The 25,671-nt window shown below is 67.8% G+C and carries 15 protein-coding genes, 1 tRNA gene and 7 pseudogenes; 13 read left to right on the top strand and 10 right to left on the bottom strand.

The genetic code is table 11. The features are described 5' to 3' along the window. Nucleotides 1-376: 376 nt before the first annotated feature. The 6 genes and pseudogenes from BN4332_RS26305 to BN4332_RS26275 all read left to right on the top strand — a co-directional run. A pseudogene (locus BN4332_RS26305) lies at nucleotides 377-2,878 on the top strand (Pls/PosA family non-ribosomal peptide synthetase); the annotation flags it as partial. Continuing rightward, nucleotides 2,875-4,212, top strand: a complete 1,338-nt coding sequence (locus BN4332_RS26300; RefSeq protein WP_066902370.1) for a M1 family metallopeptidase — start codon at nucleotides 2,875-2,877, stop codon at nucleotides 4,210-4,212. The pseudogene BN4332_RS26305 and the gene BN4332_RS26300, both read left to right, overlap by 4 nt. Then, nucleotides 4,209-4,742, top strand: a pseudogene (locus BN4332_RS34685) (polysaccharide biosynthesis protein); the annotation flags it as partial. The gene BN4332_RS26300 and the pseudogene BN4332_RS34685, both read left to right, overlap by 4 nt. Continuing rightward, nucleotides 4,732-5,142 (top strand): annotated as a pseudogene (locus tag BN4332_RS26290) (AMP-binding protein); the annotation flags it as partial. The pseudogenes BN4332_RS34685 and BN4332_RS26290, both read left to right, overlap by 11 nt. A gap of 192 nt (nucleotides 5,143-5,334) precedes the next feature. Continuing rightward, entirely contained in the window at nucleotides 5,335-6,033 is a 699-nt protein-coding gene (gene ppgS, locus BN4332_RS26280; RefSeq protein WP_066902368.1) for a polyprenyl-phospho-N-acetylgalactosaminyl synthase PpgS, read from the top strand. After that, nucleotides 6,030-6,386 (top strand): DUF2304 domain-containing protein, encoded by a 357-nt coding sequence (locus BN4332_RS26275; protein WP_066902367.1) that lies wholly within the window; start codon nucleotides 6,030-6,032, stop codon nucleotides 6,384-6,386. The genes ppgS and BN4332_RS26275 overlap by 4 nt, the downstream gene beginning before the upstream one ends. Here BN4332_RS26275 and BN4332_RS26270 read toward each other — a convergent pair. From BN4332_RS26270 to BN4332_RS26260, 3 genes are read right to left on the bottom strand one after another with little or no spacing between them, the layout of a single operon-like run. Continuing rightward, nucleotides 6,376-6,957: a TetR/AcrR family transcriptional regulator gene (locus BN4332_RS26270; protein WP_066902366.1), complete on the bottom strand. Its 582-nt coding sequence runs from the start codon at nucleotides 6,955-6,957 to the stop codon at nucleotides 6,376-6,378. The genes BN4332_RS26275 and BN4332_RS26270 overlap by 11 nt on opposite strands. A gap of 1 nt (nucleotide 6,958) precedes the next feature. Then, complete coding sequence (locus BN4332_RS26265; protein ID WP_066902365.1) at nucleotides 6,959-8,740, bottom strand: N-acyl-D-amino-acid deacylase family protein; 1,782 nt, start codon at nucleotides 8,738-8,740, stop codon at nucleotides 6,959-6,961. Between the two features lie 39 nt (nucleotides 8,741-8,779). Further along, a complete protein-coding gene (locus tag BN4332_RS26260; protein WP_066902384.1) occupies nucleotides 8,780-9,721 on the bottom strand; it encodes a GDP-mannose 4,6-dehydratase in 942 nt (313 codons plus the stop codon). Nucleotides 9,722-9,777: 56 nt separating this feature from the next. On the opposite strand from BN4332_RS26260, the gene BN4332_RS26255 reads away from it, so the two are divergent. From BN4332_RS26255 to BN4332_RS26240, 4 genes are all read left to right on the top strand, one after another. After that, entirely contained in the window at nucleotides 9,778-11,529 is a 1,752-nt protein-coding gene (locus tag BN4332_RS26255) for a hypothetical protein (RefSeq protein ID WP_066902364.1), read from the top strand. Between the two features lie 57 nt (nucleotides 11,530-11,586). Then, nucleotides 11,587-12,957 (top strand): EspA/EspE family type VII secretion system effector, encoded by a 1,371-nt coding sequence (locus BN4332_RS33835; protein WP_200820354.1) that lies wholly within the window; start codon nucleotides 11,587-11,589, stop codon nucleotides 12,955-12,957. 116 nt (nucleotides 12,958-13,073) lie between these two features. After that, nucleotides 13,074-13,466 carry a hypothetical protein gene (locus BN4332_RS26245; RefSeq protein WP_160110939.1) on the top strand — a complete coding sequence of 131 codons (393 nt, stop codon included), beginning with the start codon at nucleotides 13,074-13,076 and terminating at the stop codon, nucleotides 13,464-13,466. 27 nt (nucleotides 13,467-13,493) lie between these two features. After that, complete coding sequence (locus tag BN4332_RS26240; protein ID WP_066902362.1) at nucleotides 13,494-13,859, top strand: carboxymuconolactone decarboxylase family protein; 366 nt, start codon at nucleotides 13,494-13,496, stop codon at nucleotides 13,857-13,859. An 89-nt stretch (nucleotides 13,860-13,948) separates the two neighbouring features. Here BN4332_RS26240 and BN4332_RS26235 read toward each other — a convergent pair. Next, nucleotides 13,949-14,024 (bottom strand) — tRNA-Thr (locus BN4332_RS26235). A gap of 55 nt (nucleotides 14,025-14,079) precedes the next feature. Next, nucleotides 14,080-15,047 (bottom strand): annotated as a pseudogene (locus BN4332_RS26230) (DNA polymerase III subunit delta'). 81 nt (nucleotides 15,048-15,128) lie between these two features. On the opposite strand from BN4332_RS26230, the gene BN4332_RS26225 reads away from it, so the two are divergent. Continuing rightward, nucleotides 15,129-16,733 (top strand): adenylate/guanylate cyclase domain-containing protein, encoded by a 1,605-nt coding sequence (locus tag BN4332_RS26225; RefSeq protein WP_066902361.1) that lies wholly within the window; start codon nucleotides 15,129-15,131, stop codon nucleotides 16,731-16,733. Between the two features lie 5 nt (nucleotides 16,734-16,738). Here the strand turns inward: BN4332_RS26225 and topA are convergent, their stop codons facing one another. From topA to BN4332_RS26210, 3 genes are all read right to left on the bottom strand, one after another. After that, complete coding sequence (topA, locus tag BN4332_RS26220) at nucleotides 16,739-19,564, bottom strand: type I DNA topoisomerase (RefSeq protein ID WP_066902360.1); 2,826 nt, start codon at nucleotides 19,562-19,564, stop codon at nucleotides 16,739-16,741. Nucleotides 19,565-19,667: 103 nt separating this feature from the next. Beyond that, entirely contained in the window at nucleotides 19,668-20,261 is a 594-nt protein-coding gene (locus BN4332_RS26215; RefSeq protein ID WP_066902359.1) for a hypothetical protein, read from the bottom strand. Nucleotides 20,262-20,358: 97 nt separating this feature from the next. Then, nucleotides 20,359-20,562 carry a cold-shock protein gene (locus tag BN4332_RS26210; RefSeq protein ID WP_003882601.1) on the bottom strand — a complete coding sequence of 68 codons (204 nt, stop codon included), beginning with the start codon at nucleotides 20,560-20,562 and terminating at the stop codon, nucleotides 20,359-20,361. 298 nt (nucleotides 20,563-20,860) lie between these two features. Between BN4332_RS26210 and BN4332_RS26205 the strand changes: the two genes are divergently transcribed. After that, complete coding sequence (locus tag BN4332_RS26205) at nucleotides 20,861-23,215, top strand: DNA 3'-5' helicase SftH (RefSeq protein WP_066902358.1); 2,355 nt, start codon at nucleotides 20,861-20,863, stop codon at nucleotides 23,213-23,215. A 277-nt stretch (nucleotides 23,216-23,492) separates the two neighbouring features. Further along, nucleotides 23,493-24,428: pseudogene (locus BN4332_RS35120) on the top strand (PAS domain-containing protein); the annotation flags it as partial. Here the strand turns inward: BN4332_RS35120 and BN4332_RS26195 are convergent. Together BN4332_RS26195 and BN4332_RS26190 are read right to left on the bottom strand one after the other, a co-directional pair. Then, nucleotides 24,422-25,384, bottom strand: a pseudogene (locus BN4332_RS26195) (TadA family conjugal transfer-associated ATPase); the annotation flags it as partial. The pseudogenes BN4332_RS35120 and BN4332_RS26195 sit on opposite strands and share 7 nt — an antisense overlap. Continuing rightward, nucleotides 25,381-25,671, bottom strand: a pseudogene (locus BN4332_RS26190) (septum site-determining protein Ssd); the annotation flags it as partial. The pseudogenes BN4332_RS26195 and BN4332_RS26190, both read right to left, overlap by 4 nt.

Below are 25,671 nucleotides of genomic sequence, written 5' to 3'. Positions count from 1 at the left end.
ATACTCCCCTCCGCCGACAAGTGTGCCTGACGAGGCGGACGAATCGAAATCGGACGGGCACGCCGCCCCGACCATCGAGCCGGCGCGGCCACGGCTTAGTAGTTTGTAGTCGTGACAGCCCCGGCCAGTGAGCACGAAATTCCTCCGCAGTACGTGCGATCCCCACTAGCGCCCGAGCCACGCACCCTCGTCGACATCCTGAACGACACCGCGCGGCGTTTTCCGGACGCACCCGCCCTCGACGACGGCACCGTGCAGCTCACCTACTCCGAGTTGACCGCCGATGTCGCCGACAGCGTGGCGTGGCTGGCCGCCCGCGGCATCGGCCGCGGCGACAAGATCGGCATCCGGATGCCCTCGGGCAGCTATGCGCTCTACGNGCACCTCGGGCAAGGTCGACCGCAACGCGCTGCCGTGGCCACCGCCGGGTGGCGCCGACCAGGACGCCCCCCAACTCGACGGCACCATGGGCTGGCTGGCCGGTCTGTGGCGCGATGTGCTCGGCACTCCCGTCGAAGGACCCGAAGCCGATTTCATCGCGCTCGGCGGTGGCTCGCTGTCCGCGGCTCAGTTGGTGGCCGCGCTGCGCCAGCGTTACCCGCTGGTGACCGTCGCCGACCTGTACGACCACCCGCGGCTGGGCTCGCTGGCCGGGTATCTCGACGAGCTCAAGCCGCCACCGCAGATCCAGTCGCGCGAGGTCAAACCGACCCCGCTGCTCACCCAGGCCGCCCAGGTGGCGCTGTCGCTGCCGCTGGCCACCCTCACCGGCATGCAGTGGGTGGTGTGGCTGGCGCTGTTGAACAACGTGGCCGCCGAACTCGGTCTGGTGTCCTGGGCGCACCCGCTGAGCTGGTGGTGGGTGCTGGCCGGATTCGTGTTGTTCGTCACGCCGCTGGGCCGGATGGGCATCGCGGTGCTGTTCGCCCGCATGCTGCTGGGTGGGCTGGAGCCCGGCACCTACCGCAGGGGCGGCGCGGTGCACCTGCGGGTGTGGATCGCCGAACGGCTGGCCGATGCCAGCGGCGCCGAGAACTTGGCCGGTGCGCCGTGGATGGTCTATTACGCCCGCGCCCTGGGCAACACCGTGGGCAAGGGCGTGGACATGCATTCCGCACCGCCGGTGACCGGCATGCTCAAGATCGGCCACCGCGCCTCGGTCGAGCCCGAGGTGGACCTGACCGGCCACTGGATCGACGGCGACCGGTTCCACGTCGGCCCGGTGTCGATCGGCAACGACGCCACCATCGGGGCCCGCACCACGCTGCTGCCGGGCGCGATCGTCGGCAAGAACGCCGATGTGGCGCCCGGATCCGCGGTGGTCGGCAAGGTCAAGAACGGCCAGTACTGGAAGGGCTCGCCCGCGGTGAAATCGGGCAAGGCGCGCCACCCGTGGCCGGATCACCGGCCCAAACGCGCCCCGCTGTGGGTCGCGGTGTACGGGGTGTCCTCGCTTCTGCTGGCCGGCCTGCCCCTGCTCGCCCTGGCCGCGGGCCTGGCGGTGATCGTCTGGGGGGTGCACGACACCGCATCGCCGGCCGACGCCCTGCTGCCCGCGCTGGCCTGGACCCCCGCCGCGGCCGTCGTCGCGCTGCTGACCTATGCGGCGCTGACGGTGATCGGGGTGCGCATCCTGTCCGTCCGGCTCTCGGAGGGCTACCACCCGGTGCGCAGCCGGGTGGGCTGGCAGCTGTGGACCACCGAACGCCTGATGGACGCGGCCCGCAACTACCTGTTCCCGATCTACGCCAGCCTGCTCACGCCGTGGTGGCTGCGGCTGCTCGGCGCGAAAGTCGGCAAGGACACCGAGATCTCGACCGCGCTGTTCACCCCGAAGTTCACCGAGGTGCAGGACGGTGCCTTCCTGGCCGACGACACCATGGTGGCGTCCTACGAACTGGGCGGAGGCTGGATCCACGTCGCCAAGGCCACCATCGGCAAGCGCGCCTTCCTCGGCAACTCGGGCATCACCCAGCCGGGCCGCAAGGTGCCCAACGACGGCCTGGTGGCCGTGCTGTCCGCCACGCCGCACAAGGCCAAGGCCGGTTCGTCGTGGCTGGGCAGTCCACCGGTTCGGTTGCGCCGCAACGCCACCGCGGCCGATGCGCTGCGCACCTTCCATCCGTCGCTCCGGCTCAAGATCATGCGCTCCGCGGTGGAGACCTGCCGGCTGATCCCGGTGATCGTCACCTTCGCGATCGGCATCGCGGTGCTCGGCGCGCTGCAGGCGGTCACGATCCGGTTCGGCTTCCTGTGGGCGACCCTGACCGGTGGCATGGTGCTGCTGGTCGCCGGAGCCGTGGCCGGAACCATCGCGGTGATCGCGAAATGGTTGGTGGTCGGCCGGATCCGCGCCGTCGAGCATCCGCTGTGGTCGTCGTTCGTCTGGCGCAACGAGGTGTCGGACACCTTCGTCGAAACCGTCGCCGCACCCTGGTTCGCCCGGGCCGCCAGCGGCACCCCGGTGATGAACCTGTGGCTGCGCGGGCTGGGCGCCTCGATCGGCCGCGGGGTGTGGTGCGAGACGTACTGGCTGCCGGAGGCCGATCTGGTGACCCTGGACACCGCCGCCACCGTCAACCGTGGCTGCGTCGTGCAGACCCACCTGTTCCACGATCGCATCATGCGGCTGGACAGCGTTGTCCTCGAAGAGGGTTCGACGCTGGGGCCGCACTGCGTGGCACTGCCCGCGGCCCGGCTGGGTGCCGGCGCCACCGTCGGGCCGGGCTCACTGGTGATGCGCGGCGACGAGGTGCCGCCGTCCACCCGATGGCAGGGCAATCCGATCGCGCCGTGGAACATGTTCGGTAAGAAGCGCGCCGCCGAGAAGGCCGGCACCGACAAGACCGCCAGGAAAACAGAAGAACCCGCCGCGTGACCCGATCCAAGAAAGCTGCCAAGAAGTTGGTCCCACCGCCCGTTATCGATCCGTACCTGCCGCGCAACGGCAACTTCGGGTACCGGGTGTCGCGGTACGAGCTCGAGCTCGAGTACAAGGTGGCCATCAACCGGCTGTCCGGGACGGCCACCATCACCGCGGTGACGCTGGCCGCGCTGCGCACCTTCACCCTGGATCTGTCCGACGCCCTTACCGTGTCCCGGGTTTCGGTGAACGGCAGGCGCCCGGCACAGTACCGATGTTCGGGCAACAAGTTGTCGATCACGCTGCCCTCGGCGCTGCCGGCCGGCGCCGCGATGACCGTCGTCGTCCGCTACAACGGCACCCCGCGTCCCATCGAATCCTTTTGGGGTGAGGTCGGTTTCGAAGAGCTGTCCAACGGCGCCCTGGTGGCCGGCCAGCCCAACGGCGCGGCGTCCTGGTTCCCGTGCGACGACCACCCCAGCTCCAAGGCCAGCTACCGCATCCAGATCAGCACCGACAGCCCGTATTACGCGCTGGCCAACGGCGAGCTGGTCTCCCGCAAGGCCCGCGCCGGACACACCGTGTGGACCTACGAGCAGCCCGAACCGACATCGAGCTATCTGATCACCCTGCAGATCGGCCAGTACGAGAGTCAGCGCCTGACCAAGACACCGGTGCCCATGCACGCCGTGCTGCCGGCCCGGTTGCGCCGCGAGTTCGCCCACGACTTCGAACACCAGCCGCAGATGATGAAGTTGTTCATCAAGCTGTTCGGCCCCTACCCACTCGCCAACGGCTACACCGTGGTGGTCACCGACGACGACCTCGAGATACCGCTTGAGGCCCAGGGCATCTCGATCTTCGGAGCCAATCACTGCGACGGGCACCGCAGCGCCGAACGGCTGATCGCACACGAACTCGCCCACCAGTGGTTCGGCAATTCCGTGACGGCCCGGCGCTGGCGCGACATCTGGCTGCACGAGGGCTTCGCCTGCTACGCGGAGTGGCTGTGGTCCGAACACAGCGGGGGCCGCACCGCCGCCGAGTGGGCCGAGCATTATCACCAGAAATTGCGGGGGCTGCCGCAGGACCTGCTGTTGTCCGACCCGGGACCAGAGGACATGTTCGACGACCGCGTGTACAAGCGCGGCGCCCTGACCCTGCACGCGCTGCGGACCCGGATCGGAGACCGGGATTTCTTTGCCCTGCTGAGAGATTGGACGGCCCGCTACCGGCACAGCACGGCCTTCACCGACGACTTCACCGGGCTGGCCGCCGGCTATACCGACGAGTCTCTGCAGCCGTTCTGGCAGTCCTGGCTGTATTCGAAAGAGCTGCCGGACCTGTGACCGATGGCGGTGGTGCACCGGCCACAGGACCCATAACGCGCAGCAGCGTCGCCCGCGTCGGGCTGGCGACGGCGATCAGCGCGTTGTGCGGGTACGCCGTGCTGTACCTGGCCGCCCGGGATCTGGAGCCGGCCGGCTTCTCGATCTTCAGCGTGTTCTGGGGTGCGTTCGGCCTGGTGACCGGGGCCGCCAACGGACTGTTGCAGGAGGCCACCCGTGAGGTGCGCTCGTCTCGGCATCGCGACCTGAGCACCGGGCCGAGCACCCACCCCATGCGGATCGCGGGGCTGGTCGGCATCGTCGCCGCCGTGGTCATCGCGGTCAGCTCGCCGCTGTGGAGCTCGCACGTGTTCGCCGAGTCGCGGGCCCTGAGCGTGGTACTGCTCAGTGTCGGCCTGGCCGGATTCTGTCTGCACGCGACGCTGCTCGGCATGCTCGCCGGGGTGAACCGGTGGACGGAATACGGAGCCCTGATGGTCACCGATGCCGGCATCCGGGTGGCTGTCGCGGCGGCGACNGCCGGCCGAGGCGCTAGAGGCCGTGCGGCTGCTGATCTTCGGCGGCGAGGCCTGCCCGCCCGAGTTGGCCGCACGCCTGGCGGTGGACGGCCGCGAGGTGTGGAACACCTACGGCCCCACCGAGGCGACGGTGGTGGCCTGCGCCGCACAACTGGACGGGCAGGGCCCGGTCAGCATCGGACTGCCACTGGCCGGCTGGGATCTGGCGGTGGTGAACGCCGAGGGCCTGCCGGTGGCGATCGGTGAGGTCGGCGAGTTGGTCATCGGCGGCGTGGGCCTGGCCCGCTATCTCGATCCCGAGAAAGACGCCGAGAAGTACGCCGCCATGCCGACCCTGGGCTGGAGCCGGGCCTACCGCAGCGGTGACCTGGTGCGACTGGAAGCCGACGGGCTCTACTTCCANGCCGCCGCGCTGCACCGCGCCTACGCGGCGGGCTGGATCATCGCCACGGTCGCGGCGGTGGGCCTGTTGCTGCTGCCGCTCGGACTGGAGGAGCGCACCATCATCGCGCTGCTGTGCGGACCACTGGTGGGCATCGCGGTTCACCTGGGCGCGCTCATCAGGTTGTCCATGCGGTGAGCGTGTAGGTTAGGCCCCATCGACATGCGCTTTCACGACGTTTGGATCATCATCCCCGCCTTCAACGAGGCGAGCATCATCGGCGACGTCATCTCCGACGTGCGCTCGGTTTTCCCGTACGTGGTGTGTGTGGACGACGGCAGCCGCGATGAGACGGGCGACCGGGCCCTGAGCGCGGGCGCACACGTGGTGCGTCACCCGGTCAACCTCGGCCAGGGCGCCGCGATCCAGACCGGCGTCGAGTACGCGCGGAGCCGCCCCGGGGCGAAGGTGTTCGCGACGTTCGACGCCGACGGCCAGCATCAGGTCAAGGATGTGGTCCGGATGATCGACCGGCTGGATGCCGATCAGGTCGACCTGGTGATCGGCACCCGGTTCGCCAGCCGGGATGCCCATGCGGTGACGCACACGCCCCCGCTCAAGCGGATCATCCTGCGGGCCGCGGCGTTCCTCAGCCCGCAGAGCCGCGCACTCGGCCTCACCGACGCGCACAACGGGCTGCGGGTGTTCAACAAGCGGGTCGCCGACGAACTCGACCTCACCATGAACGGCATGAGCCACGCCGGTGAGTTCATCTCACTGGCATACGAGAACCAGTGGCGCGTGGTCGAGGAGCCGGTCGAGATCCTCTACACCGACTACTCGAAGTCGAAGGGTCAGCCGCTGCTCAACGGGGTGAACATCGTCTTCGACGGGCTGTTGCGCAGGAGGCTGTCCCGATGAACTGGATCCAGGCGCTGCTGATCATCTCGGTGCTGGTGCTGTTGGCCTACCTGTTGGGGTCACGGCGCAGCGCCCGGTCCAAGGCGTGGGTGAAGGTCGGTTTCGTGCTGTTCGTGGCGGCGGGCATCTATGCGATCCTGCGTCCCGACGACACCACCGTGGTGGCCAATTGGCTTGGGGTGGACCGCGGTACGGACCTGATGGAGTACGTACTCATCATCGCGTTCGTGTTCGTGACGCTGTCGACCTACCTGCGGCTCAAGGACATCGAACTGCGCTACGCCCGGCTGGCCCGGGCCGTCGCGCTGCAGAACGTCCGGGTGCCCGACGAGGATCCGCGGGCTACTGACTGAGCAGCCGTGTCAGCGCCGCGATCCTGGCCTCTTCCAGTTCCGGCAGCGGCAGCACACGGCGCACCATGGCGGCCCCGTCGAACGTGTTGACCACGATGGTCAGCAGCACGGCGAACACGTCCTCCGGGAATTGATCGACTCCCGGCGTCGTCTTGGCGACCTCGTAGATGTTGTCGATGTATTCGGCGAGCACCGTCTGCAGTGGGCCCCGCAGTTTTTCGTCGGTGCGGGCCGCCATCATCAGCTCGTGCCACACGGTGTTGGTATCGCTGCCCGCGATGTCCCGCAGGATCGTCAGCACCGCCGGTAGCGCCGGCTGGTCGGCGGGGATCTCCGCGACGAGCTTGCTGCCCAACTCCAGCTGACGGCGCGCCACCTCCTGCGCCGTGGCCGCCATGAAGTCGCTCATGGTCGGGAAATGCCGGAACAGCGCGCCGTCGGAAACCTTGGCCCGCTTGGCGATCACCGCCGCCGAAGCCTTGGCGTAGCCGACCTCGATGATCGTCTGGATACCGGCGTCGAGGAGGCGGGCGACGGTTTCCTCGCGGCGCTGCTGTTGCGTTCTGGCCATCTCAGACCGGCGTATGGTCCAGCTGCTGCGCGCCGGCCCTCAGATAGCGACCCGATTTCACCGACTCACCGTAGCCGTCGCGGAACTGCCCGTTGCGGAACACCACCTGCCCGTTGACCGCGGTCACGACGACGGCGTCGTCGCTGCGGTTCACCATGCGGCTCAGGCCGCCGTAGAACGGGACCTCTTCCTCGTGGTACGCCTCGACGGTGTCGTTCAGGCCGGCCGGGTCGAGCACGACGAAGTCGGCCCGGTCCCCTTGGCGCAGCGTGCCCGCCGCGACGCCGAACCAGTCGGCCACCTCGCCGGTCAACCGGTGCACGGCGTGCTCGGTGGTCATGAACGGCCGGCCGGCGAGCTGGGCGTCACGCACCCGCTTGAGCAGCTTCACCGGGTAGTTGTAGAAGGCCATGTTGCGCAGGTGCGCACCGGCATCCGAGAACCCCATGTGCACCGATGGATCCTTGGCCAGCCGGTCCAGGTACTTCGGCCGGTTGTTGGCCACGATGGTGGTCCAGCGCACGTTGCGCTCACCGTTGTCGACGAGCACGTCGAGGAAGGCGTCGAGCGGGTGGATGCCGCGCTCATCGGCGATCTGCCCGAAGCTCTTGCCGATCAGCGTCTGGTCGGGGCATTCCACGATGGTGGCGTCGTGGAAGTCACGGTGCCACAGGGTCGGTCCGAGCACGCGCCGGTCGAACGACTTGCGGAACCGGCGGCGGTACTCGGGGTCGGCGAGCAGCTTGTTGCGCTCGAGCTGATCTTTGAGATGCAGCGCGGCCGTCCCCGCGCCGAACTCCTCGAACACCGGCAGATCGATTCCGTCCGAATACAATTCGAACGGCACCGGCAGATGCTGGAACCGCACCTTGGCACCCAGGATTCGGTTGAGCAACCGGACGCCCGGGCCCAGCACGTGCACCGCGGCGGGCGCGGACTTCGCGTCGGCCGAGACCAGCAGGCTCATCCGCACGCCCGGGCGCCGGCCGAACAGGCCGCTGCTCTCCAGGAAGAAGTTCAGTGCCTCATAGGCTTTGGCCGTACTCGGCGCACTCTGCAGCATCCGTCCGCGCTTGCGCAGCACCTTGATCAACCGCCTGCGCTCCCGCCAGGTGGCGAACGTCGACGGCAAGGCGCGGGACCGGAACCGGTCCCCGTCGAGCTTGTCGATCGCCGCATCCATGCCCGACATGCCGAGCATGCCCGCCTCAAGCGCCTCGTCGAGCTTGGCCGCCATGGTTTCCAGCTCGGCGTCGGTCGGGGTGACCCCGCGGGTGGTGGCGCGGTCCAGGCCGAGCACCGAGGCGCGCAAATCCGAATGCCCAAGCAGCGACGCGACATTCGGGCCGAGCGGCAGCTCATCGATGGCCTTCACGTATTCGGCCGGACCCGACCAGGTCCGGTGCTGGTTCAGGGCGCCCACCACGAACTGACGCGGGACCGCCTCGACCCGGCTGAACAGATCGGCAGCGTCGTCGGCGTCGGAGTAGACCGTCGAGAGCGAGCACATGCCCAGCAGCACGGTGGTGACGCCGTGCCGCACCGATTCCCGAAGGCCCGGATCGAGCAGTACCTCGGCGTCGTAGTGGGTGTGCACGTCGACGAAGCCGGGCAGCACCCACTTGCCGCCGGCGTCGATGACGTCCGGACACCCGGTCTCGTCGAGCGGCGTGGCGGACACGGTGGCCACCACCCCGCCACGAATACCCAGCGTGCGGACCCGCGGATGGGTGCCGGTGCCGTCGAACCACAGGCCGTTGCGAACGATGACGTCGTAGGACATGACGCAACGCTAGAGCAGAAAGTGAGTACTCACAATCTTTTACTGAGAATTACTCCGGAAGAATTCGACCGTCTTCGGGATACCCGCAGCCAGATCCACCTGCGGCCGCCAGCCGAGCACGTCACGGGCCCGGCTGATGTCGAGTTGGGAACGACGCAGGTCGCCGAGTCGCGGCGGGTGCATCTCCGGCTCGTCGGCCGCGCCGACCGCCAACGCGATCGCGGTGTGCATCTCGCGGGTCGAGGTCTCCACCCCGGTGCCGACGTTGAACCGCTGACCGCCGCCGTCGGTCCCGGACGCCTTGACGAACGCGTCGACGACGTCGTCGACGTACACATAGTCACGGGTGTCGGAACCGTCGCCGAAGATCTTGGTGGGCCGCCCGGCCAGCAGCGCCTGGGCGAAGATCGCCACCACACCGGCCTCACCGTGCGGATCCTGACGCGGACCGTAGACGTTGGCCGGGGCGATGTGCGAGCAATCCAGGTTGTACAGATTGCGGAACATGTTGAAGTACACCTCGCCGGCCACCTTGCCTGCCGCATACGGCGACGCCGGATTGGTCGGGGCGTCCTCGCTCGTCGGGTAGGACGGCGGGGTGCCGTAGACCGAGCCGCCCGAGGATGTGTGCACCACCTTGCGCACACCGGCCTGGCGGGCCGCCTCGGCCAACCGAACCACGCCCACCACGTTCACCGTGGAATCCAGTTGCGGATCGTCCACCGAACGCTTGACCGAAATCTGCGCGGCCAGGTGGAAAATCACCTCGGGCTGCGTGTCCTTGAGCAGGCCCAGCAGGTCCGCGTCCACGATGTCGGCCTTGACGAACTCGAAGTTGTCGCTGTTGTCGGCGCTGCTGAGGTTCTCTGCCCGTCCCGAGCTCAGGTCGTCGAGCCCGACGACGCTGTGCCCGTCCGCCAGCAGCCGATCGACCAGCGTCGATCCGATGAAACCTGCCGCTCCTGTCACCAGTGTTCGCACGGCCACACCATACCGACGACGAGTGTGGCCCCGCTGTGTCCGTACAGTCGGCAAGAGTGAACAAGATCGCCCGCACAGCCGCCGCGCTGATCGCGCTGCACCTGGTGATCCGGGCGATCCTCGCATTCGGCGGCTATTTCTACTGGGACGATCTGATCCTGATCGGCCGGGCCGGCACCCAGAATCTGCTGTCGCCGTCGTTCCTGTTCGACGACCACGACGGCCACGTCATGCCCGCGGCGTTCCTGGCGTCCGGCGCGGTCACCCGGCTGGCACCGTTCTCCTGGGTGCTGGCCGCACTGAGCCTGGTGGTGTTGCAGCTGCTGGCCTCGCTGGCACTGCTGCGGGCGCTGTGGGTGATCCTGGGCTGGCGGCCGGTGCTGCTGATCCCGCTGACCTTCGCGCTGTTCACCCCACTGGCCCTGCCCGGGTTCGCGTGGTGGGCAGCCGGGCTGAACACGCTGCCCATGCAGGCGGCGCTGGCGTGGGTGGTCGGTGAGGCCGTACTGCTGGTGCGGACCGGGAACCCCCGGCACGCGGTCGTCGGTGTGCTCGTCTTTCTGGGCGGGCTGCTGTTCTTCGAGAAGGCCGCCGTGATCCCATTCGTGGCCTTCGCGGTGGTGGCGCTGCTCGGGTACGTGACGGGCACCTTTTCCGTGCGCGAGGTCTGGCAGCGCGGTCTTCGGCTATGGGTCGGGTCCCTGGCGCTTCTGGTCGCCTGGATCGGGGTGTATCTGCTCGTCGTCGACCAGAAGCGCTGGAGCTTCGACGTCGCGATGACCTGGGACCTGCTGAGCCGCTCGTTCACCCACGGCATCGTGCCGGGCCTGGTGGGCGGGCCATGGTCCTGGCAGCGCTGGGCGCCGGCCTCGCCATGGGCCACGCCGCCCGTCTCGGTGACGGTGCTGGGCTGGGTGGTTCTGGTCGTCGCCATCGCGGTGGTGCTGGTGCGCAAGGCCCGCATCTGGCCGGTGCTGGTGGTGGCGTTGGGCTATGCCGTCGCCTGCCAGATTCCGATCTATCTGATGCGCTCGTCGCGGTTCACCGCGTTGGAGTTGGCGCAGACCCTGCGCTACCTGCCGGACCTGGTGGTGGTGCTGGCCCTGCTGGCCGCCGTCGGATTCTGCGCGCCGAACCGGAGCGCACGGTTCTCCGCGTCGCCGGCCCGGTCGGCGATATGTGTCGGCGTAGCAGTGCTTTTCGTGGTGAGCAGCCTGTATTCGACCTTCACCTTCTTGAAGGTCTGGCAGGACAGCCCCGTGCCGGCGTACTTGAACAATGCCCGGGCGTCATTGGCTGCCACCTCCCCCGCCGCGCCCCTGCTGGACCAGGAGGTCGACCCGCTGATCCTGCAGCGCGTCGCCGCCCCGGAGAACCTGGCCAGCCACATGTTCGCCCTGGCCTCGCCCCGACCCGAGTTCGCCTCGGCCACAACCGATCTGCGCATGTTCGACCGGACCGGGACGCTGGTTCCGGCGAAAGTGACCTGGGTGCGCACCATCGTCGAGGGTCCCGCACCCAAATGCGGATTCCTGATCCAACCCGACGAACCCGCCGTCATGCCACTCGACGGGCCACTGCTGCCGGCCGACTGGACCGCCGAGATCAACTACCTGGCCAACAGCGACGGGTCGTTGACCATGGCCCTGGCCGAAGGCCCCGAGGTGAAGGTCCCGGTGCGACCCGGGCTCAACCGCGTCTTCGTCCGGCTGCCCGGCGCGGGGCAATCGATTTCGGTGAGCGCCAACACCGCCGCCCTGTCGGTCTGCATCTCCCCCGGGCCCGTCGGATTCCTGGCACCCCGATGATTCCCGTGCTGAGATACTGACGGTCAACTGTCGGGAACCTCTTGAGGGGGACGTTCTGTGAGCGCGCTGGATGGCTTCTACTCCACGTGGAATAAAGCCAGAGCCACCTTTGGGGAAGGCACCCCCACCGACGGCAACGACCACAACAGCAGCGCCTCTCAGCTGATACGAATGAAGGGCATGATCGAGTCGGCTGCCCCAGACGACCGCTGGCAGGGCACGGCGTCGCAGGCCTATGCCGCTGCCAACACAGAGCATGCCGGCGTCTACGAAAAGCTGGCTGACCTCGACAGGAGGATGGCCGCCGAGGTCACCAACGCCGCCAACGTCGTAACCAACGGACGCAATCAACTCGATGCCACCAAGTCCTGGGTCGAGAGCATGGTCGCCTCGCTGCCGCCGACCAGCGCCCAAGATCGGGAGAACAAACTCATTCCGATCGCCAACCAGGGCATCAGCCAGGTCAACACCACGGTGCAGAACGCCAACCGGGACATGTTCGGGATCGGCACTCGAGTCACGGGGATCAAGAACGAGTACGACGGGCTGACGAGTCAAAGGTTCACGCGGGACGAGGAGGGCAGCAGCTCACCACAGGACAAGCCCGGGGATGAGCAGAAATCCGACGAAAAGCCGGGCGAGCCTGGGTCGCAACCGGGGGAGCCCGGCGGATCAGAGTTTGTCATCGGCCCCCCTACGAAACCCGATATCCACTGGGACGAGGACTTCGAGTACAACTCCGCTGAGCCCGGCCCGCGCGATTACCTCAAGCGGGCCGAATGGGAGGCGAAGCTCGCCGGTGGCAGATTGCTGCGCGGAGACCTCGATGACGCAACCCAAATGTACCGGCATTATTGGGATAACGACGGTCGGCCAATCGAATTTGACTACGAGGAGGCCTACCGCGAGGACCCGGGCATACGCGCCAACGTCGATGATCAGATCAGCCGCGCGCAGCGCGGAGCCGAGGAATTGATCCGGGCAGGCAACACGTCGTTTTCGATGACAGGCGATCCAAATCCGACCGCGAATTACCCCACCACAGAAAACTGGCAGAAAGCCGTTGGCGGATACCAACAGTGGAGCAGCGCTGACGTCAAGGTTGAAGGCAACACGGTCACGATGACAGTCACGGTGCATGCCGAAGACCACTACAACTTCAATCGAGGCCAGTCTGATATCGGCACCGGAGCATCTGACAACGAGAATGGCAGATTCACGGAACTGGGATGGGCCAGGCCTTTCGACTCACACGGGGAAGTCACCCGAACCGTCACCTGGGAATTGGGCAATGCGCCGAGCGCCGATCAGGGTGGCCAACCACAATTCAATCCCGGACGCGAGGACCGTGTGGATGGCAGAGGCAGTCCAGGTGGCGTGCGACCGCCCGACAACAATCGCAACACCGGAGGAGTGACGCTGCCGTGACGAATTCTCGTGGGGTGAGCAGGGTTAGCGCTGTAGCGCTGCCACTGACATTGGTCGCTGTCGCGCTTTCAGCGTGTTTCCCCAGTTCACTTGATGGGCAACAGATGGAGAGAACCGTGACCGCTCCCGCAGGCAAGACCACCTCCAACCCAGTCCGGCATGAGCTGGAACCGTTGACCAAGCGCTTCCCCGCGCTCGGGTCGCCTGTCGCCGCCTCGTGGGTCAGCGGAGACATGGGTGATCCCGAGGTCCCTGGACCGTCTTTGTATTGGATCGACAGCATCGTTGAGCTGACGCCGTCCACCGCTGATGATCTGAAGACGAAGTACCGCCCGATTCCGACCACGAACTGGCCGGACGTCTGGGAGTCGTTGCACGATTTGCTTCCGCAAAGCGGCTACCTTTCCGGTCCTCAGTTGGACGCGGCATTCACCAGCACCAAAATCAAGTCCAAAGCGTTCCTTGCCGAGGACGCACCGGTCGTCGTCATCACTGCCACTGGGGAGTAGCCCTGACCTCATGCCAAGCTGACAGGCATGACAGATGTACGCGAAGAGGGTCTGCGTGTCCTCCAGGAGATGGTTCCGCACATGCCGGCCGACGTTGTCGAACCGGACGGAACCTTCGGCGATGAACTGATGGCGATCGGCGTCGACAATGTCTTCGGTCGGCTGTGGAGCCGCGACGGCCTGAGCCGTCGTGACCGCAGTCTGGTCACCATGGGCATCCTGATCGCCCTGCGCGCCACCGATGAGTTCAAGTCGCATGTCCGGATCGGGCTCAGGAACGGCCTCACCGAGGACGAGATCGCCGAGGTCATTTATCACGCCAGTGGCTACGCGGGGTTCCCCGCCGCGAATACCGCCCGCAACGTGGCGCGTGAAGCGCTGAGCAAGGACTAGAGCCTTTGCGTTGACTTTGAGCTGACGCCGCAGTTGTGCCGGGAGCGGTGTGCGTGGATTCAAAGTCAACGCGCTGGTCGCCTAAAACATGGAGCCACCTAGGAGAATCGAACTCCTGACCTATTCATTACGAGTGAATTGCTCTACCGACTGAGCTAAGGTGGCGCACCCGGCAGACCGGGCGGCACGAGTCTACGGCAGAGGTCAGCCAGGACCAAAGTCACCCACGCAACGCCTGCCCGACGGTGGCCACCATGGCGTCGACCGCGAACTTCGGCTTGACGTTGGTGGCCAGCGCTTCCCGGCATTCCAGCACCGCCTCGATGCAGCGCAGCAGCCGGTCCGGTGGCACGTGCGCGGCCATGGCCTCCACTTTCTCGGCCATGTCCGGGTGGTTGGCGGTCACCGCCGTGGCTCCCGACGACACCAGCAGGGCATCGCGGAAGTAGGTAGCCAGATCGATCAACGCCCGGTCGAGCGCGTCGCGGGAGGCCCTGGTCTGGCGGGATTTCTGCCGCCGCNATCGGTCGCCAGCCGCCGTGCGCGGCCCACGTGACCGCCGCTGACCGACGCCGCCCAGCGGGCATCCGCCTCCGGCAGTCCGTCACCGGAGATCAGCACGTCGGCGATGGCATCCACCGACGGTGTGGTCAGCGCGACGTGCCGGCAGCGGGAGCGCAGCGTGATCGCGATGTCCTCGGGGTCCACCGACGGCGCGCACAACAGGAACACCGTCGACGGCGGCGGCTCCTCCACCACCTTGAGCAGCGCATTCGCCGCCCCTTCGGTGAGCCGGTCAGCATCCTCGATCACCACGATCTGCCACCGCCCGGTCCCGGGCCGGCGCGAGGCGATCTGGACGATCTCGCGCATCTCCTTGACGGCGATGGACAACCCCTCGGGCACGATGCGCCGCACGTCGGCGTGGGTTCCGGCCATCGTGGTGGTGCAGGCACGGCACTCGCCGCACCCCGGAACCCCCTCGGACGTGCACTGCAGCGCCGCCGCGAAGCACAACGCGGCCACCGAACGCCCTGATCCGGGCGGACCGGTGATCAGCCACGCATGTGTCATGGTCCCGACGGTGGTGCCACTGTGTGGCGAATCACCCCGGGCCGCCATCGCGGCCGTCACCAGCTCCTGTTCCACGGCGTGCTGGCCCACCAGACGCGAAAAAACCCCGCTCATCGCACTCAACAGTAGTGGTCAAGCCGACACAACCACGTCACAGCGGCGCTCAACGTCCCCGCGGCCCGATACGGTAAACGGGTGACCACGGAGCCCATACCCGTCGCGCGAATCGGTGCATTCGCGCGATGGGTCGCGCGCACCCCGTGGCCGGTGTTCACGCTGGGCATGCTGCAGGCCGACATCATCGGCGCGCTGTTCGTGCTCGGCTTCCTCCGGTTCGGCCTCCCGCCGGAGGATCGCATCCAGCTCCAGGACCTGCCGGTGTTCAACCTGGCGATCTTCCTGGGGTATCTGTTCGTGTCGTTCACCGTCGGCGCCTACCTGGCCCTGCGGCTGCTGATCCCGGTGATCCGGTGGCAGCGCCGCGACACCCTGTCTGCCAAAACGGACCCCAGCATCACCGAGCTGGCCCGGGCGCGGGCCCTGAAGATGCCGTTCTACCGCACCCTGATCAGCGTCACGAACTGGTTCCTGGGCTCGATCGTGTTCATCGTGGCCAGCTGGCCGGTGGCCAGTAAGTCGGCTCCCGTGGTCCTGGTGGCCACCGCGCTGGGCGCCACCGCCACCGCGATCATCGGGTATCTGCAGTCCGAGCGGGTGTTGCGCCCGGTCGCCGTGGCGGCGCTGCGCGGCGGGGTGCCGGAGAACTTCCACGCACCGGGCGTGATCCTGCGCCAGGTGCTCACCTGGGTGCTGTCCACCGGCGTGCCGGTGCTGGCGATCGTGCTGGCCCTGGTGGCCAGCAAATTCTCCATCCTGACCGCCTCCACCGACCGCTTGATCACCCCGCTGTTGCTGCTGGCGATCGCGGCGCTGGTGATCGGGCTGTCCGGCACCGTGCTCGTGGCGATGTCGATCGCCGACCCGCTGCGCCAGCTGCGCTGGGCGCTCGGCGAGGTGCAGCGCGGAAACTACAACGCGCACATGCAGATCTACGACGCCAGCGAGCTCGGCCTCCTGCAGGCCGGGTTCAACGACATGGTGCGCGAGCTCGCCGAGCGGCAACGCCTTCGCGACCTGTTCGGCCGCTACGTGGGCGAGGACGTCGCCCGCCGGGCGCTGGAGCGCGGCACCGAGCTGGGCGGTCAGGAACGCGACGTGGCGGTGCTCTTCGTGGACCTGGTGGGGTCGACGCACCTGGCGTCGACAATCCCGGCCGGCGACGTGGTGAACCTGCTCAACGAGTTCTTCCGGGTCATCGTCGACACGGTCAACCGGCACGGCGGCTTCGTCAACAAGTTCCAGGGTGACGCGGCCCTGGCCATCTTCGGGGCACCGATCGAGCATCCCGACGCGTCCGGGGGTGCGCTGGCCGCCTCGCGTGAACTGCACGACGAGCTGCTCAGCGTGCTGGGCACCGACATCGAGTTCGGTATCGGCGTCTCGGCCGGGCGGGCGATCGCCGGCCACATCGGCGCTCAGGCCCGTTTCGAGTACACCGTGATCGGCGACCCGGTCAACGAGGCCGCGCGGCTCACGGAGCTCGCGAAGCTGGAAGAGGGCCACGTGCTGGCCTCGGCGATCGCGGTCAGCGGTGCCCTGGATGCCGAGGCGCTGAGTTGGGACGTGGGCGAGATCGTGGAACTGCGCGGCCGCACCGTGCCCACCCAGCTGGCCCGCCCGATGAACCTGGTGCTGCCGCGCGACCTGGAGCGCCAGGCCGAAAGCGACGTGACGGGCTAGAAGCGTCAGGCCTTCTTGGCGGCGGCCTTCTTCGCCGGTGCCTTCTTGGCAGCGGCCTTTTTGGCGGCGGCCTTCTTCGCAGGCGCCTTCTTGGCGGCCTTCTTGGCCGGCCCACGAGCCCGCCGGTCCGCCAGCAGCTCCGAAGCCCGCTCGTCGGTGATCGAGGCGACGTCGTCGCCCTTGCGCAGGCTCGCGTTGGTCTCACCGTCGGTGACGTAGGGCCCGAAGCGGCCGTCCTTGATCACCATCGGCTTGCCCGAGGCCGGGTCGGTGCCTAGCTCGCGCAGCGGCGGGGCCGCAGCGGCCTGGCGCCCCCGGCGCTTGGGCTCGGCGTAGATCTTGAGCGCTTCCTCGAGGGTGATGGTGAACATCTGCTCCTCGGTGGCCAGCGAACGAGAGTCGGTGCCACGCTTGAGGTATGGGCCGTAGCGGCCGTTCTGCGCGGTGATCTCCTCGTTGTTGGACGGGTCGACTCCGACCACGCGTGGCAACGACAACAGCTTGAGCGCGTCGTCGAGCGTCACCGTCTCCAGATCCATTGAGCGCAACAGGGATCCGGTGCGCGGCTTGGGTCCGGTGGGCTTCTTGCCCTTCTTGGCCGTCGTCCCCGCGTCCGGATCCTCCGGGGGTTCCGGCAGGATCTCGGTGACGTAAGGACCGAAACGTCCATCCTTGGCGACGATCTCGTGCCCCGTGGCCGGATCAACGCCCAGCACCCGACCCTCTTGCGGTGTGGCGAAAGCCTTTTCGGCCAACTCGAGCGTCAGCTCATCGGGGGTCAGCTCATCCTTGAGGTTGGCCCGCTGCGGCTTGAGCTCGCCCGGATTGTCCGGATCGGCAATCATCCGCTCCAGGTACGGCCCGTTGCGGCCCACCCGAACTACGATCGCGCGACCCTCGTCATCGTCAAAGAGCTTGATCGAGTTGACTTCTCGCGCGTCGATGCCTTCGAGGTTCCCGCCGACCAGATGCTTGAGGCCACCGGCCCGGGCGATCGAGCCCTCGACTCCGTGCTCACCGCCGAAGTAGAAGTTCGACAGCCAGTTGGTGCGCTGCTCCTGACCGTTGGCGATCTCGTCGAGCTCGTCCTCCATGGCCGCGGTGAAGTCGTAGTCCACCAGCCGGCCGAAGTGCTGCTCCAGCAGGCCCACCACAGCGAAGGCAACCCAGGACGGAACCAGCGCACTGCCCTTTTTGACCACGTAGCCGCGGTCCTGGATGGTCTTGATGATCGAGCTGTAGGTCGACGGGCGGCCGATGCCCAGCTCTTCGAGGGCCTTGATCAGCGAGGCCTCGGTGTAGCGGGCCGGCGGGCTGGTCTGGTGGCCGTCGGCGGTCAGGTCGGCGGCGTCGACGCGCTGGCCCTGGGTCAGGTTCGGCAGGCGGCTCTCGGCGTCGTCGGCCTCGCCGCCCTGCTGCTCGTCGAGGCTCTCGACGTAGGCCTTGAGGAAGCCGGGGAAGGTGATGGTGCGACCGGAGGCGTTGAAGACGACCTGCTCGCCGCCACGGGCGGTACCGGCGATGCGCAGCGACAGCGTGGTGCCGCGCGCGTCGGCCATCTGCGAGGCCACCGTGCGCTGCCAGATCAGTTCGTAGAGCCGGAACTCGTCGGTGTCGAGCTGCGCGTGCAGCTGCCCCGGGGTCTGGAACACGTCACCGGCGGGCCGGATGGCCTCGTGCGCCTCCTGGGCGTTCTTGACCTTGCGGGTGTACTGCCGCGGCGACGGATGCACGTACTCGTCGCCGTAGAGCTGACGAGCCTGGTTGCGGGCAGCATTGATGGCCGAGTCCGACAACGTCGTCGAGTCGGTACGCATGTAGGTGATGTAGCCGTTCTCGTACAGCCGCTGCGCGATGCTCATGGTGCGCTCCGAGGAGAACCGCAGCTTGCGGGCGGCTTCCTGTTGCAGCGTCGACGTCATGAACGGCGCGTAGGGCTTGCGCGTGTACGGCTTCTGCTCGACGGAGCTGACCGCCAGTTGCGCCCCGCGCAGCCCGCTCGCCAGGGCTCCGGCGCTGGCCTCGTCGAGCACCAGCACCTCGTCGGGCTTGCGAACCTGGCCCAGCGAGTCGAAATCGCGACCGGTCGCGACGCGGCGGCCGTCGACGGTGTTGAGCTTGGCGGTGAACTTGGGTGGCGTGGCCTGCGGATCGGACACGGAGGCGTCGAGCTCGGCGGTGACGTCCCAGTAGCCGGCGCTGCGGAACGCCATGCGCTCCCGTTCGCGCTGCACGATGATGCGGGTGGCCACCGACTGCACCCGGCCGGCCGACAGCTTCGGCGCAACCTTCTTCCACAGCACGGGCGAAACTTCGTAGCCGTAGAGCCGGTCGAGGATACGGCGGGTTTCCTGCGCGTCGACGAGCGCGATGTCCAGGTCACGCGGGTTTTCGGCGGCCGCCCGGATGGCCGGCTCGGTGATCTCGTGGAACACCATCCGCCTCACGGGCACCTTGGGCTTCAGCGTCTCCAGCAGGTGCCAGGCGATCGCCTCACCCTCGCGGTCACCGTCCGTCGCGAGATAGAGCTCGTCGACGCCCTTGAGCAGGTCCTTGAGCTCGGTGACGGTGCTCTTCTTCTCGGGGCTGACGATGTAGAGCGGTTCGAAGTTGTCGTCGACATTGACCCCGAGCCGGGCCCACGGCTCGGATTTGTACTTGGCGGGCACGTCCGCGGCATTGCGCGGCAGGTCGCGGATGTGTCCGCGGGAGGATTCGACAACATAATTGGAGCCCAGGTAGCCGGCGATCTTGCGCGCCTTGGTCGGCGACTCGACAATCACGAGTCGCCGGATGTTCCCCTTGCTACCGCTGCCGCTATCGCCAGCCAACTGTGCTTACGCTCCACTTCTATAGTTGCCGCGCCACGCCCGGCAACTGACAATTTCGCATTACGCGCGAGCCTACGCAAACCGGCTCTCCGCGTGTGCACCATTAAATACGTGGCCAGTAGGCCGTCGCCGCCGCGTCCCCCGGTGCTTCGCCGACGTTCTCTACCAGGCGCGACAGCCGTCGTCGCCCGCTGATCCGCAGCGCCGGATGCGAGCCCCTGGTCCCGATCAGGGTCGGGGCGATTCCCACCCGCATCATGGCCGCGGCCAGCGGAGCGTGCGTATCGGGTGCATGCGGGTCCAGCCCGAGCAGATAGCGGTCGTCGGCCTCGGGCGTCCCGGCCGCCAGCGTCCAGGCCCGTAGCTCACGCGAGCCGGGCAGCCACCCGGGCGGCACCGTCTTGACCGCACCCCGGGTCCACTCCCGCGCGATGAGCGTCAGCTGGGGATCCAGCGCCGTGCGCACCAGCGGGGTGTTCTCGTCGGTCCGGGCGATCTCGGGCACCAGGCCGGCGTCGCTGATCATCTCGGCCAGGCCGTGAGCGCGCCACAGCTCGTCGACCACCACCGAAATCCGGGCCGCCTGCTCGCCGCCATTGGCGCCCAGCACAACCTGCCCCGGCCCGGCGAGCACCCCGGTCAGGTCGGCCACCGCGGGCGGCACCGACTCGGCCGAGAAGAAGGACAGCTGGCTCACGAATCGACACTAAGCCAGCTCGAGCCGCAAAAACGAGAACACCCCCGCGGTGTCCGGTATGGACTCACACGGGGGCGTCTCGTTGGGTTTGTTTGGCTCAGATGGCCCGAACACCCGTGGCCTGCGGCCCCTTGGGGCTCTGGCCGACCTCGAACTCAACCTTCTGGTTCTCCTCCAGGGTGCGGAATCCGCTGCCCTGGATTTCCGTGTAGTGGACAAACACGTCGGCAGAGCCGTCCTCCGGAGCAATGAAGCCGAAGCCCTTCTCCGCGTTGAACCACTTCACAGTTCCCTGTGGCATCTTTTGTTCTTTCCTTCTCTTTCAACCGGGTGCGGTCCACCGACTTCCGGCGTACCGGGCCCGTTCCGACCGCCATACCTTCGTGGAGTCGCCCGGAACTGACCCGACCTACAACCCTCGCAGGAACCGCGATCGCAACGACGATCCTGCGAGTGCGAGTACAAACACAGAAGCTGCGACCGTGATCAGTCAATCATGTTCGGGGCTGCTGCGACAGTCTCGGCATGCGGCGCGTGGTGAACAATTCGTTTACAAAACCGGGCCGACATCGGCGGGGTGCTGCGCAGGAGGAAGAACAGTGTTGGATCAGGGGTCAGATTTCGGCCGTGAGCTGCTCGCTTGCGCTGTCGAGGGCACCCCGGCCGGCGAAGATCCGCTACGCCATGTTGCGGATTTACCTCCGCGACACGGCAAACCGTTGCACTGGCCGAATTGGGCCCATCCGGAGGTCGTTCAGGCGTTGGGAGACCGGGGCATCGCCGCGCCGTGGTCGCATCAACTCGCGGCGGCCGAGTTGGCCCACGCCGGGCAACACGTGGTGATCTCCACCGGAACGGCGTCGGGAAAGTCGTTGGCCTATCAACTACCGATTCTGTCGACGCTGGCCGAGGATCGACAGGCGCGGGTGCTCTACCTGTCGCCGACCAAGGCGCTCGGGCACGACCAGCTGCGCACCGCGCAGCAGCTGAGCGACACCGTCGACGCATTGCGCGACGTCGCGCCCGCGCCGTATGACGGTGACAGCGCGACCGAGGTGCGCCGGTTCGCCAGAGAACGGTCGCGGTGGATCTTCTCCAATCCGGACATGATTCACCTGTCGCTGTTGCGCAACCACGCCCGCTGGGCGGTGTTCCTCCGGCACCTCAAGTTCATCGTGATCGACGAATGCCATTACTACCGGGGCATTTTCGGTTCCAACGTGGCCATGGTGCTGCGCCGGCTGCTGCGGTTGTGCGCAAGATATGCGCCCGACGGCGTCGGCCCTACCGTGATCTTCGCCAGCGCCACCACCGCGTCACCGGCCGAGACCGCCGCCGAGCTGATCGGCCAGACCGTCGCCGAGGTCACCGAGGACGGCTCACCGCAGGGCGCCCGCACGATCGCACTGTGGGAGCCCGCCCTGCTCGACGACCTCACCGGCGAGAACGGCGCGCCGGTACGGCGCTCCGCCGGCGCCGAGGCCGCCCGGGTGATGGCCGATTTGATGACCGAGGGCGCGCGCACGTTGACGTTCGTGCGGTCGCGGCGCGGCGCCGAACTGACCGCGCTGGGAACCCGCGCCCGGCTGGAGGACACCGCACCGGAGCTGGCCGACAAGGTGGCCTCGTACCGGGCCGGTTATCTCGCCGAGGACCGGCGCGAGCTGGAACACGCGCTGGCCGACGGACGGCTGCGGGGGCTGGCGACCACCAACGCGCTGGAACTCGGCATCGACATCGCCGGACTGGATGCCGTGGTGCTGGCCGGTTTTCCCGGCACCGTCACGTCGTTCTGGCAGCAGGCCGGCCGCTCGGGACGACGCGGGCAGGGCGCGCTGATCGTGTTGATCGCCCGCGACGATCCGCTGGACACCTACCTGGTGCACCATCCGGCGGCCTTGCTGGACAAACCGATCGAGCGGGTGGTGATCGACCCGACGAATCCGCACGTACTCGGCCCGCAATTGCTCTGTGCGGCAGCCGAGTTGCCGCTCACCGAGACCGAGGTCCGCGGGTGGGACGCCGAGGCGGTGGCCGAAGACCTCGTCGACGACGGCTTACTGCGCAAGCGCCCGGGCGGGTACTTTCCCGCGCCCGGCGTGGACCCGCACCCGGCGGTCGACATCCGCGGCTCCAGCGGCGGCCAGATCGCGATCCTGGAGGCCGACACCGGCCGGATGCTGGGCAGCACAGGCGCCGGGCGGGCCGCCGCCTCGCTGCACCCGGGCGCGGTGTACCTGCACCAGGGCGAGACCTATCTGGTCGACTCGCTGTCGTTCGAGGACGGGGTGGCGTTCGTCTATGCCGCCGATCCCGGTTACAGCACGTTCGCCAGGGAACTCACCGACATCTCCGTCACCGGCCCCGGCGAGCGCCGCAGCTTCGGCGCGGTCACGGTGGGCCTGGTGCCGGTGTCGGTGACCAATACCGTGGTCGGCTACCTGCGTCGCCGAATAGACGGCGAGGTAATCGATTTCGTGGAGCTGGACATGCCGCCGAGCACCCTGGACACCATGGCAGTGATGTGCACGATCACGCCGGAAGCATTGCAGGACAGAGGCATTGATCCGTTGGCGGTGCCCGGGAGCCTGCACGCCGCCGAGCACGCGGCGATCGGTCTGCTGCCGCTGGTGGCCAGCTGCGACCGCGGCGACATCGGCGGGGTCTCGACGGCCGTGGGTCCGGTGGACGGCCTGCCGTCGATCTTCGTCTACGACGGCTATCCCGGCGGTGCCGGCTTCGCCGACCGCGGATTCCGCAACCTGAGCACCTGGTGGGGTGCGACGGCCGACGCGATCGAGGCGTGTGAATGTCCGAACGGCTGCCCGTCGTGCGTGCAGTCACCGAAGTGCGGCAACGGCAATGACCCGCTGGACAAATCCGGCGCGGTGCGAGTGCTGCGTCTGGTGCTCGGCGCGCTGAGTACGTCCTCAGCGATCCCCCGACCGTGTTGACGGCCGACCCCTCGACGGCCGACTACACGGATCGACAACTACGTGGCTGCATCCGGCCACGCCGAACACGCAGACGTTGCGACGAACGGTCGGACAACTCGATCCGTTCCCAATCCCGGAGGCCGGGCGCACAGGAAAATTACGTGAACTCACTCATGTTTGCAAGCCGGCAGCCCCCACTCGGCCGATCTGGGGACGGAATCCGCAGCCGGCAGGTGCGGATTCCGTCGTCGTTGTGCCTGCCGACCACGTTCGGCGCGCCGGTAAAATGCCGCGTATGACCCACGACTGGCTGCTCGTGGAGACACTGGGTAGCGAGCCTGTTGTGGTCGCGCGAGGTTTGCAGACGAAGAATCTCGTCCCGATCAGTGTGTTCCTGCGACGGAATCCGCACCTGATGGCAATTCAGAGCGCGATCAGGGAAACCGTGCTGGGCGGACAGGCCCTCAGCAGCATCACCCCCAAGAACGACCGCGTGATCCGCACCGAGGTGGTGCGGATGTCCGACGGCCACATCCACGGGGTGCATGTCTGGATCGGGCCGACCGACGTCGATCCGCCGCAGCGCCCCGTTCCCGGACCGCTGGTCTGGGACCTCACGGCGGGCGTGGCCACCGACACGCCCGAATCCCTGCACAACAGCGGGATGAATCCGGAAACCGAAGCCACCCACGATCGGGCCTTCGCCGACGACCTGCCGGCCAGGGATCTCAACGGCAGCGAGGCCAAGGTGCTGGCCATGACGATCAAACCCGTGGTCGGCAACACGTTGTGCACCACCTGGGACGTCACCGATCACCACGGCGAGCTCATCACGGTGGGTTTCGTGGCCCGAGTGATCCGGGAACCACGCGACGACGGCTCCGACCGGCTGATCTGCCGGGCGATGAACTGGCGCAGCGAACGTGAGAAAGCGGTGGTCGCCCCCGACACGCTGGCCCAACGCATCCTCAACGGGCTGGCCCGGCCCGGCGTGCACCGGGCCCTCGTCGACCTGGACAACTGGAAGTTGTTGAAATGGCTCGACGATCCCGCGCCGTTCTTCGACTGGCGCAACCGCGACGGCGGGCCGGCCCGCATCCACCCGACCGATGCCCGGCACATGGCCAGGATGACCACCGAGTTCGGCAGCGGGGTCACCGCCGCCGTGCTGCGGATGCGCACCGAGGACGGTTGGCGGCCGGTGCACATGACGATCAACCGGATCGAGCTCNGCGCCGCGCGGTCCAGGCCGCCGAGCGCACCGAGGGCCTCCAGCCGGGCCGGCACTTCCGCCGGGTTGTTGGCATGGACCGTGCCCGCCCCGCCGTCGTGGCCGGTATTGAGGGCGGCCAGCAGGTCCACCACCTCGGCTCCGCGCACCTCACCGACCACGATCCGATCCGGACGCATCCGCAGCGCCTGCCTGACCAGATCGCGAACCGTGATCTCACCGACGCCCTCGACATTGGCACCGCGGGCCACCAGCTTGACCAGATGCGGGTGCGCCGGAGCCAGCTCGGCGGCATCCTCGACGCAGACGATGCGTTCATTGGCGGCGACCGCCCCGAGCGCCGCGGCCAACAGCGTGGTCTTACCGCAGCCGGTGCCACCCGAGATCAGAAACGCCAGCCTGGCCCGAATGATCGCGCGCAGCAGATCGGCAGCCGGAGGCGGGATCGCGCCAGATGCGGTGAGAGAGTCGAGGTTCTGCGTCGCCGGGCGCAGCACCCGCAGTGACAGGCAGGTGCCCGCGGCGGCGACGGGAGGCAGCACCGCATGCAGGCGCACGGTGAACGCGCCGATGTCGGTGAGTTGACCATCCACCCAGGGCTGTGCCTCATCGAGCCGCCGCCCGGCCAGCAGCGCCAACCGCTGCGCCAACCGGCGCACCGCCTCCTCGTCGGCGAATCGTATTGTGCTGCGGTGCAATCCGTCGCCGTCGTCCACCCATACCGCATCAGGCGCGGTGACCAGCACATCGGTGGTGGTCGGCCCGCACAGCAGCGGTTCGAGGATTCCGGCTCCGGTCAGTTCGGTTTCCAGCAACCGGAGATTGCTCAACACCTCGGTGTCGCCGAGCAGCCCACCCGACTCGGCCCGGATCGCCGCGGCCACCACACCCGGGCTCAGGGACGACGATTCGGCAACCAGGCGCTCACGCACCCGATCGATCAGCGACGAGCTCATGCGGCCTCCTGCACCGGATGACCGGCGAGCACCGACAGCACCCGGCGAGCCGCCGAGCCCAGCGGCGACCGTGCCCGCACCCGCAATCCGCCACGCTCCAGGACCTCGGCGATCCCGGCCTGTGGGCGCATCGCAGCCAGCAGCGGCAGATCCACGATGCGGGCCACCTCGGCTGCCCGCAGCCCGCCCGGTGACGGACCCCGCACCACCACACCGGCATTCGGGTTGCACGCCAACACCCATGGTCGCGCGGCCGACGCCGCGGTACAGGACCGGACATCGGCGGG

Origin of the sequence: Mycolicibacterium houstonense, assembly GCF_900078665.2 — a bacterium.
GTDB classification, from domain to species: domain Bacteria; phylum Actinomycetota; class Actinomycetes; order Mycobacteriales; family Mycobacteriaceae; genus Mycobacterium; species Mycobacterium houstonense.
The sequence above is the reverse complement of the archived record's forward strand: the minus strand, read 5'-3'. Positions and strand labels throughout refer to the sequence as shown.